Annotated in this window: 15 protein-coding genes; 5 read left to right on the top strand and 10 right to left on the bottom strand. The window is 32.7% G+C overall.

Features of this window, described 5'->3' with window-relative positions; translation table 11 throughout:
• Window positions 1-63 precede the first annotated feature (63 nt).
• On the top strand, window positions 64-660 hold the full coding sequence (locus VK164_RS01515; RefSeq protein WP_324207672.1) for a glutathione peroxidase: 597 nt from the start codon (window positions 64-66) through the stop codon (window positions 658-660).
• A gap of 67 nt (window positions 661-727) precedes the next feature.
• On the opposite strand, the gene VK164_RS01520 is transcribed toward VK164_RS01515, so the two are convergent.
• Entirely contained in the window at window positions 728-1,222 is a 495-nt protein-coding gene (locus tag VK164_RS01520) for a GNAT family N-acetyltransferase (RefSeq protein ID WP_324207673.1), read from the bottom strand.
• Between the two features lie 83 nt (window positions 1,223-1,305).
• Between VK164_RS01520 and menD the strand changes: the two genes are divergently transcribed.
• Together menD and VK164_RS01530 are read left to right on the top strand one after the other, a co-directional pair.
• Window positions 1,306-2,961: a 2-succinyl-5-enolpyruvyl-6-hydroxy-3-cyclohexene-1-carboxylic-acid synthase gene (menD, locus tag VK164_RS01525; protein WP_324207674.1), complete on the top strand. Its 1,656-nt coding sequence runs from the start codon at window positions 1,306-1,308 to the stop codon at window positions 2,959-2,961.
• Between the two features lie 71 nt (window positions 2,962-3,032).
• Window positions 3,033-3,374, top strand: a complete 342-nt coding sequence (locus tag VK164_RS01530; protein WP_324207675.1) for a DUF2853 family protein — start codon at window positions 3,033-3,035, stop codon at window positions 3,372-3,374.
• Window positions 3,375-3,417: 43 nt separating this feature from the next.
• On the opposite strand, the gene VK164_RS01535 is transcribed toward VK164_RS01530, so the two are convergent.
• From VK164_RS01535 to VK164_RS01550, 4 genes are all read right to left on the bottom strand, one after another.
• Entirely contained in the window at window positions 3,418-4,359 is a 942-nt protein-coding gene (locus tag VK164_RS01535; RefSeq protein ID WP_324207676.1) for a hypothetical protein, read from the bottom strand.
• A gap of 23 nt (window positions 4,360-4,382) precedes the next feature.
• Window positions 4,383-4,802: a DUF1801 domain-containing protein gene (locus VK164_RS01540; RefSeq protein ID WP_324207677.1), complete on the bottom strand. Its 420-nt coding sequence runs from the start codon at window positions 4,800-4,802 to the stop codon at window positions 4,383-4,385.
• Between the two features lie 81 nt (window positions 4,803-4,883).
• On the bottom strand, window positions 4,884-5,348 hold the full coding sequence (locus VK164_RS01545; RefSeq protein ID WP_324207678.1) for a DUF1456 family protein: 465 nt from the start codon (window positions 5,346-5,348) through the stop codon (window positions 4,884-4,886).
• 52 nt (window positions 5,349-5,400) lie between these two features.
• The gene (locus tag VK164_RS01550) at window positions 5,401-6,189 is read right to left on the bottom strand and encodes an alpha/beta hydrolase (protein WP_324207679.1); all 789 of its coding nucleotides are present in this window, start codon (window positions 6,187-6,189) and stop codon (window positions 5,401-5,403) included.
• Between the two features lie 43 nt (window positions 6,190-6,232).
• On the opposite strand from VK164_RS01550, the gene VK164_RS01555 reads away from it, so the two are divergent.
• Together VK164_RS01555 and VK164_RS01560 are read left to right on the top strand one after the other, a co-directional pair.
• Window positions 6,233-6,634, top strand: a complete 402-nt coding sequence (locus tag VK164_RS01555) for an excinuclease ABC subunit B (RefSeq protein ID WP_324207680.1) — start codon at window positions 6,233-6,235, stop codon at window positions 6,632-6,634.
• A 65-nt stretch (window positions 6,635-6,699) separates the two neighbouring features.
• On the top strand, window positions 6,700-7,452 hold the full coding sequence (locus VK164_RS01560; RefSeq protein WP_324207681.1) for a UDP-2,3-diacylglucosamine diphosphatase: 753 nt from the start codon (window positions 6,700-6,702) through the stop codon (window positions 7,450-7,452).
• Here VK164_RS01560 and VK164_RS01565 read toward each other — a convergent pair.
• The 5 genes from VK164_RS01565 to rsmI all read right to left on the bottom strand — a co-directional run bounded on the left by VK164_RS01565 (window position 7,449) and on the right by rsmI (window position 11,915).
• On the bottom strand, window positions 7,449-8,705 hold the full coding sequence (locus tag VK164_RS01565) for an MFS transporter (protein WP_324207682.1): 1,257 nt from the start codon (window positions 8,703-8,705) through the stop codon (window positions 7,449-7,451). The genes VK164_RS01560 and VK164_RS01565 overlap by 4 nt on opposite strands.
• Window positions 8,698-10,398, bottom strand: coding sequence for a single-stranded-DNA-specific exonuclease RecJ (gene recJ, locus VK164_RS01570; protein WP_324207683.1), 1,701 nt, complete (start codon window positions 10,396-10,398; stop codon window positions 8,698-8,700). Before recJ ends, VK164_RS01565 begins: the two co-directional genes overlap by 8 nt.
• Before the next feature lie 171 nt (window positions 10,399-10,569).
• Window positions 10,570-10,995, bottom strand: a complete 426-nt coding sequence (locus VK164_RS01575; RefSeq protein ID WP_324207684.1) for an OsmC family protein — start codon at window positions 10,993-10,995, stop codon at window positions 10,570-10,572.
• Window positions 10,996-10,997: 2 nt separating this feature from the next.
• Complete coding sequence (locus VK164_RS01580) at window positions 10,998-11,219, bottom strand: PLD nuclease N-terminal domain-containing protein (RefSeq protein ID WP_324207685.1); 222 nt, start codon at window positions 11,217-11,219, stop codon at window positions 10,998-11,000.
• Window positions 11,220-11,237: 18 nt separating this feature from the next.
• Window positions 11,238-11,915, bottom strand: a complete 678-nt coding sequence (rsmI, locus tag VK164_RS01585; protein ID WP_324207686.1) for a 16S rRNA (cytidine(1402)-2'-O)-methyltransferase — start codon at window positions 11,913-11,915, stop codon at window positions 11,238-11,240.
• Between the last annotated feature and the right edge of the window lie 4 nt (window positions 11,916-11,919).

The raw sequence follows: 11,919 nt of genomic DNA on the forward strand, positions 1-11,919 counted from the left end.
TTTTTATGAATTGTTTAGCAAAAAAGCAATTTAAAAAGTTTAAATTTGAATAAAATATGCATCATGAAAAAAACATTTTTATTATTCTCAGCATTAATTTCTTTATGGAGTTGTCAAAATCAAGCGCAGAATACTCCAATGCCAAATATACAAACACCTAAATCTTCAGTTATGAGCAAAGAAACCATATACCAATTCAAAGTACAAGACTTAGAAGGAAATGAATTTGATTTTGCCGCTTTGAAGGGTAAGAAAATTCTGGTTGTGAACACAGCTTCAGAATGTGGATTAACACCACAATATGAGCAGTTACAGGCAGTTTATGAAAAGTATAAAGATCAAAATTTTGTAATTGTAGGGTTTCCTGCTAATAATTTTGGTGCACAGGAGCCAGGAACTAACAAAGAAATTGGTGCTTTTTGTCAAAAAAATTATGGCGTAACGTTTCCAATGATGAGCAAGATTTCAGTGAAGGGAGGAGACATGCATCCCGTATACCAATTTTTAACTCAGCTATCAAAAAACGGATTGCAAGACAGTGAAGTAGAGTGGAATTTTCAAAAATATCTAATCAATGAAAAGGGCGAATTAGAGAAAGTAATTTCACCAAGAGTACTTCCAAATGCTACCGAAATCTTAAATTGGATTGAAGGGAAATAATTTAGTATTCAGTGTTCAGTCCCAGTGTTCAGTATTTGTTGACTGACACTGAGAATTGCGACTAATATTATAGCATTTTCTGCATGAAAACGGAATGCAACCAGCGGTCAAATTTATAGCCAGATTCTTTAATAAAACCAGCTTCTTCAAAACCAAATTTCTTGTGAAAGGCAATACTTGTTGAGTTTTCTGAATCAATTACTCCAATCATTGTGTGGAGTTTTTGAGCTTGGGCTAACCTAATTAATTCAGTTAATAATAATTTTCCAACACCTTTTCCAATATAACGATTGTCTGCATAAACGGAATGCTCAACAGTGAATTGATAAGCTGCTCTATAACGAAATTCACTATAATAACCAAAACCGGCAATAGTTCCTTCAACTTCGGCTATGATAATAGGGAAACCTTTAGAAATTTTATCTTCAAAAACAGCTATTTGTTGTGCTAAATTTCTAGGCTCATAATCATATAAAGCGGTAGAGTTTAGAATATTATAATTAATAATTTCTAAAATAGCAGCAGTATCTTCAACTTGATATGGTCTAATTTTTATTTCCATAGTTCAAAAGTAGTATTTTTTGATTTAAACGCTATAATTATACTGACCAACTTTGTAACTTTGTAACTTACAACCAATCTAAAATGATGTATCCTAAAATTCCTTTAGCGCAGAGTATACTTGAAATTTGCCAACAAAAAGGAGTCCAACATATCGTAATTTCGCCAGGCTCTAGAAATGCGCCACTAACAATTGGCTTTACCAATAATTCTTATTTTAAATGTTATAGTGTTGCAGACGAGCGTTGTGCTGCTTTTTTTGCTTTAGGAATTGCTCAACAAATTCAAAAGCCTGTAGCTGTAGTTTGTACTTCAGGTTCGGCATTATTGAATTATTATCCAGCTTTTGCGGAAGCATTTTATAGCCAAACACCTCTTATTGTAATTTCTGCAGATAGACCACAAAGCAAGATAGATATAGGTGATGGACAAACTATTCGTCAAGAAAATGTATATGCCAATCATAGCCTATTTAATGCTAATTTAAGTGAAGAAGCATCAGTAATTAATGATCAATTGATTCAAGAAGCTATAGCAATTTCGGTTGCAAAAAAAGGACCTGTTCATATTAATGCACCTTTTGAAGAACCTTTGTATGAAACTATTTTAGAACCAACTTATTTCCCAACTGTGCATTCAAATGAAAGAACTGTTGCAAATTTTGTTTTAGTTTCGGAATATAAAAAACAATGGGATAATTCAAAAAAGAAGCTAGTGTTAGTTGGAGAGTTGCTTCCTAATGCTATAGAACAGCGTTTTTTAGATTATTTAGGTAATGATTCTAGTGTAGTGGTTTTAACCGAAAAAACATCTAATTTACATCATGAATCGTTTATAGATCAAATTGATACGCTAATTACGCCTTTTGCTGAAGAAGATTTTGAAAATTTTCAACCTGAAATTTTGCTAACCTTCGGTGGAATGGTAGTTTCAAAACGCATAAAGTCTTTTTTACGAAAATTTACACCTAAACAACATTGGCATGTGGACGAGATAAGAGCATATGATACGTATGGCGCTTTATCGCAACATTTTGAAACTACTCCAAATGCTTTTTTTAGTTACTTAGTAGGTGAGAATACGATAGAAAGTAACTATAAATCATTTATTGCAAATATTTGGAAAAACCGCCAAGCTAATCATAAATTATACACACAAAAAGCACCTTTTTCTGATTTTAAAGTTTTTGATTTTTTAAGTCAAAATTTACCTAAAAACATTCAGTTACAAGTAAGTAATAGTTCGGCTATTCGATACATACAACTTTTTGATATAGACAAAACAATTCAAGTATTTTGCAATCGTGGAACCAGTGGTATAGACGGCAGTACATCAACTGCTATTGGAGCCTCAGTAATAAATGCAATGCCTACAGTTTTGGTTACAGGAGACATTAGTTTTTTATATGACAGTAATGCTTTATGGAACAATTATATTCCAAAGAGTTTTAAAATTATAGTTTTAAACAATGGAGGAGGAGGTATATTTAGAATTTTGCCTGGGCATCAAGAAACCGAAACCTTCAATACATTTTTTGAAACATCGCACCAATTGAGTGTGTCTCACTTAGCGAAAATGTATGGTTTAACTTATTTTAGCGCAACAGATGAGATAACCTTAGAAACTGAGTTTTCATCTTTTTTACATCAAAATAATGCTCCAAGTATTTTAGAAATTTTTACGCCTGAAAAGTACAACGATACTGTTTTATTAGATTTCTTTAAAGCGTTAAAAAAATAATGATAATTTAAAACAAATGTTAAATTATTTGTGTAAATTTGAGTTGATTAATCCCTTAAAAGAACAATATTATGAGTAAAAGAGATGAATTAATTGCAAAATATGCAACTGATTTAAAAGAGAAGTGTGGTGTAACAGCTGATATGGATTTATTGACTAAAGTAGTTATTGGTTGTGGTCCATCAATTTATAATGCAGATGCTTCAACAGTTTCTGGTTCAGACGAAAAAGAATTAGCAACGGTGAAGAATAATTTTTTAATTAAAAAATTAGGCTTAAAAGATAGTGCAGATTTAGATAAAGGAATTGCAACAGTAATTGAACAATATGGAAAATCTAATAAAAATAAATACCGCGCAGTAGTATATTATTTATTAGCAAAACACTTCAAAAAAGAATCAGTTTACAAATAGTAGATAATAAAAAATCCTGAATTTTCATTCAGGATTTTTATTTTTATTCAGCATCATTATATGAGTTTACTTTAAAAATCAATTGAAGTTTAACAGGGTCTTTTTTCGAATTCGGATATTTTTCGTCATTGACTCTTTTTTCAAACTCTTTCATAATTTCTAAATCTAAATCATCTCTAACGGCAAATTGTATTTCATTATTTTTCTTTTTCAACTCAAATTGAACCATAATTTTTCCTGATTTATCAGAATTTTTAAAAAGATCTTCAAATATTTTACTTGTTTTGTCAATGATCGTTTTTATGTCTTCAATAGAGCTGTTTTTTTCAAAATCTTCTTCAGCATTTAGAAGCACTACTTTTTCTAGTCTAGTTTCTTTAATACCTTTAGAAATAGAATCTATTTCTTTTCCATCTTGATATTTTTTTGTGCCATTACTTGACTTTTTATTCGGTTTAGGAGCTTCATCTAACCACATCAATTTCAAATCTTTCTTCAATAAATTTAGAATATAATTGTGCTCTTTGGTTTCTATAATTAGTAAAGGTTCATCAATATCAAATGAAATTACAGACCAGTAGTATTTTAACTCATCTTCGGTTGCCTTTCTTATTTTGTACTCCTCAGTAACTTCTTTTTTAAGTTCATTCCAAATTAATTTAGTATCATTCACATCTTGACACATTTTCCCTTCCAAAATCAAATCATCAACGTGAAATTCAACTCTTCCTTTCTCTATTTTTTGAACATTTTCATAATTTTTAAACCTTTTCCATAACTCAGGTCCAATAATAAGGTTGTCTTGCAATATGTCATAATTACCAGAATTATTCAAATTGTCAGCTATTAATTTCTTTGCTTTTTCAACTATTTTACTGTCACAATAATTATATACAATTCCTTTTGGAATTGTTATAGTTTCCTTTTTTTGGGCAAAAGATATTGTAATTGTAAGTAGAGAAAATAAAAGATATATTGATTTCATTTGTAGAATTATTTTGTTTTTTATTAGCTTTTCATTTCTTGTACAATTGCAGTTTCAAGTACATCAATATTTATATCTTTTAATGTTTTAAATTTGATACAATAGCCTGATATACTAGCTTTACCAATTGTTTTTCCGTAAGTTTCGAGTAAATACTTTTTGTCTTCAATTCCCATGATATAAACAGAAATTCCAGTTGTGTTTGCACTTAATCCAATTTTATAGAACTCTTTAGTTGTACCATTGGAATATTTCAATAAGTGAAGCCCATAACCTATATTGGGGTTGGAAACAATTTTATTTTCATTGTTTTTGCCATCTAAAAACCACAACCTGCATGTAGGAAATATTTCAAGAATACGTTTGTGCAAGGTTTGCATCTCAGTCCTTTTTGGCTCGGATTGATTAGTAATGTATTCTTGAATTTGACTTTGAATGTCCATGTAATATTGAGCCTTTATGATGTATTAAAATCTAAAATAAATTACGTGTTGAGATTTCACAATAGTTATAAAAAATGCTAATTACTTTTTATTTTTACCAGAGTTGAATTTGAAACGTTCCACCGGATTTTCGGGTTTTATTTTTTTATCTGTTGGTTTTCCTTTGCCAAAAGGTTTTTTAGCTTCGGTAGTTTTAGCTTTAAAAGGTTTTTTATTTCCCTCTTTTGTGTTAGTGTTTTTAGGAGAGGCATCTTTCTTGTAAACTTCTTTCAAAGGCACTTTAGTAGCTTTTACTGCGTTTAAAACTTCCATGGGTTGTTTTGGGTCTTCTTTCGTACCACGTAAATAAATTACCAAACCATTTAAAAAATTGCGCAACAACTGATCGCCACATTCCATAAAATTAGGATGGTCTTCACTACGAAAAACATTGCCTAATTCACCTTTGGAAACCCTAAAGTTTACCAAATTTAATATCTCAATAATTTGGTCATCACGCAATTGCAATGCCACACGCAACTTTTTAAAAACATCATTATTATTCATCTAAATATCTTTTTTAATAATTCAAAAACACGCTCCACATCTTGCTCCTCACTCAAAAAAGCCAAAGATACGCTTTTGCAAATTCTCTTGCCCATAATTTTTCGTTATGTTTTCCGCCAGTTACAACTATTTTTTTTGTTAGATGTTCACAAGAGCAACGTTTGTCGTTTACTAAATCCACCATTTTATCCATATCACCAACCATAGTTTCGCTTTCGGCATCTCCACACATAAAATATAATTTGGTTTTTAATGTTTTTAATTGTTCGGTTTGAACATACAATGCTGGGCTAAACCAAAAGGAAGGAGAGAATACCATTGCTTTTCCAAATATTTTTGGATATTGCAAAGCAGCATAATACGAAACCAATCCGCCTAATGAGCTACCTCCAATTGCCGTATTGTATTTCCCAGTTTTAGTTCTATAGGTGCTGTCAACGTGTGGTTTTAATGTGGTCACAATAAAATCCAAATAGGCTGCAGCACCGCCACCACCATATTCTTCATGTTTAAAAGGAGTCAATTCATCAATTCGTTTTTCATTCCCATGTGCAATTCCAACCACAATTATATCAGCTTTTAAACTATCTAAAGTTTCATCAATACGCCATTCACCAGCATATGATGTACTTGCATCAAATAAGTTTTGTGCATCATGCAAATAGAGTACAGGATATTTTTTGGTGGTAGCATTATAATTCTCTGGCAAATACAACCATATTTTTTTTGTAGTCTGCAATTGTGGCGCCTCAATCACAAAAGTTGAAACGTTTTTTTGAGCATTACAAAATGGAAATGTTAATAAAAAAAAGAACGGATATAGGAATAAATGCTTTTTCATTTTTATATTTGATAAATCAACAAGTTATAAAATTAGTATTTTGATGGAGACTTACCAAGAAAAAATCAGTTTGTTACAAGAAATGATTGCATTTGCCCTTATCGATGGAGAATTACACGATAGAGAATACGATTTTTTAGAAATTGTTGCACAAGAATTAGAAATTGATAAAACTACTTTTTTAGAATTATTTAAAAATAGAGGTGAAATTAAAGTAATCAAAGACGAGTTTAATAGAATTTGTCAATTCTATCGCTTGGCATTATTAATGCATTGTGATGGAGTACTGCATGAAAGAGAGCAAATCAAAATTAACGAAATAGGCATCAATATGGGGCTAAACCCTTATGCCATGAAGCGAGTTTTGCATCTAATGAAAACAGCACCAGATAGAATGGTTTCTGGAGAAATACTACTTTCTGTCTTTAGTGAACAACACAATTAAGGGCTAAACACCAATTGTTTTAACGCAAATTTTCATATTTTTGCTATCTAATTAATACCATTCCTTTGAAACCAAATTCAAAAATCTATTTCGCATCAGACCAACATTTTGGAGCACCAACGCCCGAATTAAGTTTTCCTAGAGAACAAAAATTTGTAGCATGGTTAGATGAGGTGAAACATGACGCAGCAGCAATTTTCTTGTTAGGCGATTTATTCGATTTTTGGTTCGAATACAAAACCGTTGTTCCAAAAGGATTTGTTAGAGTTTTAGGAAAATTAGCCGAATTAAAAGATGCTGGAATTCCAATTTACTTCTTTGTAGGCAATCATGATTTATGGATGGGCGATTATTTTCAAAAAGAATTGAATATCCCTGTTTATCACGATAATCAAGAATTTACTTTTAACAATAAAACCTTTTTGATAGGTCACGGTGACGGAAAAGGACCAGGTGACATGGGTTACAAACGAATGAAAAAAGTCTTTACCAATCCGTTTTCAAAATGGTTGTTTCGTTGGTTACATCCTGATATTGGTGTAAAATTAGCCCAATACTTATCCGTAAAAAACAAATTGATTTCAGGCGCAGAAGACGTGAAATACTTAGGTGAAGACAACGAATGGTTGGTGCAATATTGCAAGCGAAAGTTAGAAACTAAAGAATACAATTACTTCGTGTTTGGTCACCGTCATTTACCTTTAGAAATTGAATTAACCGAAAATTCTAAATATGTGAATTTAGGCGATTGGATTGGTTATTTCACCTATGGCGTTTTTGATGGCGAAAAAATAGAATTGAAAGAATTCAAAAACTAAATCGTTTCCAAATCTTTTTCAATATCCAATTCCCTAAATTTTGGTGAGGCAACCGCAGTAACACCTACAATGCCTAAAGTCATGATACCACCAAAAACTACAGCATTTACAACTCCCATTAATTTAGATGCCAAGCCGCTTTCAAAAGCCCCTAGTTCATTTGATGAACCTACGAATATCGAATTAACAGAAGACACTCGTCCGCGCATAGAATCAGGGGTGTAAATTTGTAAAATAGTTTGTCGAATCACTACCGAAATACCATCGGTAACACCACTTAGAAACAAAGCTACAACAGATAACCAAAAGTTGGTTGATAATCCGAAAACAATAATACAAATTCCAAATCCAAAAACAGCTAACAATAACTTTTTACCTGCTTTTTGATGCAATGGAATTGAAGTCGAAATCAACATAGTAATTAAGCCACCAATAGCCGGAGCCGCTCTTAAAATTCCAAAACCTTCCGAGCCTACTTTTAAAATATCTTGTGCAAAAATGGGTAATAAAGCAACGGCTCCTCCAAATAAAACCGCAAACATATCTAAAGAAATGGCATTTAAAATAGGTTTTGAACTAAATACAAAAGACAATCCTTCTTTCAAACTTTTAAAAATTGGTTCGCCTAATTTTGGATTCAAAATTGGTTTTCTTTCAATTTGTGTCAATACGATTAAAGCCATTATCACACAAAAAACAACAAAAACCAATGACCAAAAAACGCCAACCCAACCAATTGCAAACCCCGCCAAAGCAGGTCCAATTACTGCAGCTACTTGCCATGTAGAACTACTCCAAGTGGCAGCATTGGGTTGCTCTTTTTTCGGAATAATCAATCCTAATAAACTAAAAACGGATGGAATTAAAAACGCACGAATGATTCCGCCTACAAAAACTAGAGCGTAAATTCCGTACAAAATGGTATTTTTTGAAAAAGAATTGATAAAATTAGGATGTACCAATAAACAAAATAAAGCACTAATAATTGCCAATCCAGAAAAACATTTGATTAACAGTCCTTTTTTTTCATTTTGATCCACTATATGTCCTGCAAATAAAGCCATACTAATCGCAGGAATAATTTCCATTAACCCAATTAATCCCAATGATAATGGGTCTTTTGTCATACGATACACTTCCCATTCAATCAGTACAAATTGCATCGACCAAGCTAAGACAATAAATAATCGCATGGCTAAAAACCAGCGAAATTCGGGTATACGTAAAGATGAAAAAGGGTCTTTTTTAGCCATTTGAAGTATTGATATCGCGTAATTGTAGTTGCAAAGTTACAGTATCTTTCCATTCATTTTCTTCCAATGAAAAAATAGCATCAAATTTCTTTTTGTCGCTTATTAAGCCCAATTTGTTGCCCAATCCAAAACCAATGGCACCAAAACTTTCCGAATTCCCTTGTTTTACGAATGCTTTCAAATGTTCGTTATCTGTACCTAACGTTTTAGCATAACCGGAATCCGTAAGTCCTTTTGCAAGAAATAGCGGTGTCATATTTTCAGGTCCAAAAGGTTCGAATTGTTTTAATAATCGCATTAATTTCGCATTAATTTCAGATAATTCGATTTCGGCATCATAAGAAATCTCTGGAGTTAATAAGTCGGGATGAATGGTTTCTTGGACTACTTTTTCGAAGGCATTTTTGAAATTTTCATAATTTTCTTCTAAAAGCGTCATTCCAGCGGCATACATGTGACCACCGAATTGTTCCAAATGTTCCGCACATGCTTCCAACGCATTATACACATCAAAATCTTTCACAGATCGGGCTGAAGCGGCTAATTTTTCACCACTTTTTGTAAAAACAATGGTTGGACGATAATAATTTTCAACCAATCGAGAAGCCACAATTCCGATAACGCCTTTGTGCCAATTTTCTTGATATACAACCGTTGAAAATCGTTTTTGCTCGTTATTTTCTTCAATTTGAAGTAAGGCTTCTTTGGTAATTTGTTTGTCTAATTCTTTTCTGTCGGAATTATGTTGCTCGATTTCGGATGCAAATTGCTCCGCTTGTTCCAAATCATATTCGGTTAATAAAGCAACAGCTTCGTTTCCGTGTTTGATTCTTCCAGCTGCATTAATTCTTGGTGCTACGATAAAAACAACATCAGTAATTGTCAAGACTTTCTTCTTTACATTTTGAATCAAAGCCTTAATTCCTGGTCGCGGATTCGAATTAATCACTTCCAATCCAAATTTTGCCAATACTCTATTTTCACCCGTAATCGGAACAATATCTGCAGCAATTGCTGTTGCTACTAAATCTAAATATAATACTAAATCATCAATGGTTTGGTTTCTATTTTCGGCTAAAGCCTGAATCAATTTAAATCCAACACCACAACCACATAATTCATCATACGGATACGAACAATCTTCGCGTTTTGGATCTAAAACCGCAACTGCATCGGGCAAAATATCGCCTGGTCGGTGATGGTCGCAAATAATAAAATCAATGTTTTTGGCTTTGGCATAATTCACATGATCAATCGATTTGATGCCACAATCCAATGCAATAATTAAGGAAATATCGTTGTCTTCAGCATAATCAATTCCCATGTAAGAAATGCCGTAACCTTCTGTATATCTATCGGGAATATACGTCGCAACATTGGGATAAAAACTACGTAAATAACTTGAAACTAAAGAAACAGCGGTTGTTCCATCAACATCGTAATCTCCGAAAACTAAAATATTTTCGTTGTTACCAATAGCTTTCTCAATTCGCGCCACAGCTTTGTCCATATCTTTCATCAGATACGGATTGTGCAAATCGGTTAAAGTGGGACGGAAAAATGTCTTGGCTTGTTCGAAGGTTTCGATTCCTCGCTGAACTAATAATTTTGCGATGATTTCATCGACTTGAAGGGCGCTCTGAATGGCTTGTACTTTTTCTGGATTTGGCTTAGATTTTGGATTCCAACGCATAGTTTTTAAAATTAGAATTTAGAAATTAGAATTCAGAATGTTAGTTTGAACTCTGTTATTTTGGCTTATATAATTGAATGACAAAGGTATAAATATTTTTTATTTCGGCCACAGATTACACTGATCATTAAGGATTAAATCCTTGGTAATCCTATAATCCGTGTCAAAAATTTATTGTTTGTGATAAAAAATCGCCACCTCAACTTTTGCAAATTGACGAAACATTTCCATCACACCGCAATATTTTTCTACGGATAAATTCACGGCTTTTTCTAGCTTTTTCTCGTCTAAATTATTGCCGTAAAAATGATAATCAACTTTTACTTTATGATACGTTTTTGGATGTTCTTCTGTTAATTCGCCTGAAGTTTCAATTTTGAAATCGGCTACTTCTAATTTCATTTTCTCCATTAAAGAAGCAACGTCTAAACCGGTGCAACCTGCTAAAGCTGATAACATCAACGCTTTAGGACGTAAGCCTTTTCCTTCTCCTCCGTTTTCAGGACCAGCGTCAATTGAAATGACATCACCACTTGGATTAGTGGACTCAAATTGCATGTTACCTTTCCAGGTGGTAGTTATATTGTGTGTTTCCATAGTTAATTATTAATTATTCTTTTTTTTCTTCCAATAAAGAAATACAAAAAAGGTCCCAATATTGGAACAAACAGCAAGACTAAAATCCAAACTAGCTTGTCGTTACTATTAAATGAATTTCTTAAAACATCAATTACACAAAACAACCAAAAAAACAATGAAACAAATAAAATAATTTGCCAAATCATTAATCCAAATGAAAAACTACCTAACTGAAACTCCATATATAATCATTTTAAGTTTTACTTCAAACTCTTCCCACCCACAACCACAACAATTTCTCCTTTGGCCGGTTTCGCTTCAAAATGTTTTAGTACTTCTTCGGCAGTTCCTCTTACGGTTTCTTCGTGTAATTTGGATAATTCTCGAGAAACAGAAACAGGTCTGTCGGCTCCAAAATATTGTGCAAACTCGGCTAAGGTTTTGTTTAATTTGTGCGGTGAAACGTAGAAAATCATCGTACGATATTCTTCTTGTAAGGCTAAAAATCGGGTTTGTCTTCCTTTTTTATCGGGTAAAAATCCTTCGAATACGAATTTATCATTGGGTAAACCGCTATTCACCAAAGCAGGTACAAAAGCGGTTGCTCCAGGCAAACATTCCACGGCAATTCCGTTTTCCACACAAGCACGCGTAAGTAAAAATCCAGGGTCAGAAATCGCTGGAGTTCCCGCATCACTGATTAGTGCAATGGTTTCGCCTGCTTGTAATCGCTTTACCAAATTTTCAACGGTTTTGTGTTCGTTGTGCATGTGGTGACTATGCATGTGTGTTGCAATTTCGAAGTGTTTTAGCAATTTTCCGCTAGTACGCGTGTCTTCTGCTAAAATTAAATCGACTTCTTTTAGTACTTTAATAGCACGAAAAGTCATGTCTTCTAAATTGCCAATGGGCGTAGGAACAATGTATAATTTACTCATCAGA

This window comes from Flavobacterium sp., from assembly GCF_035299005.1.
Taxonomy (GTDB): Bacteria; Bacteroidota; Bacteroidia; order Flavobacteriales; family Flavobacteriaceae; genus Flavobacterium.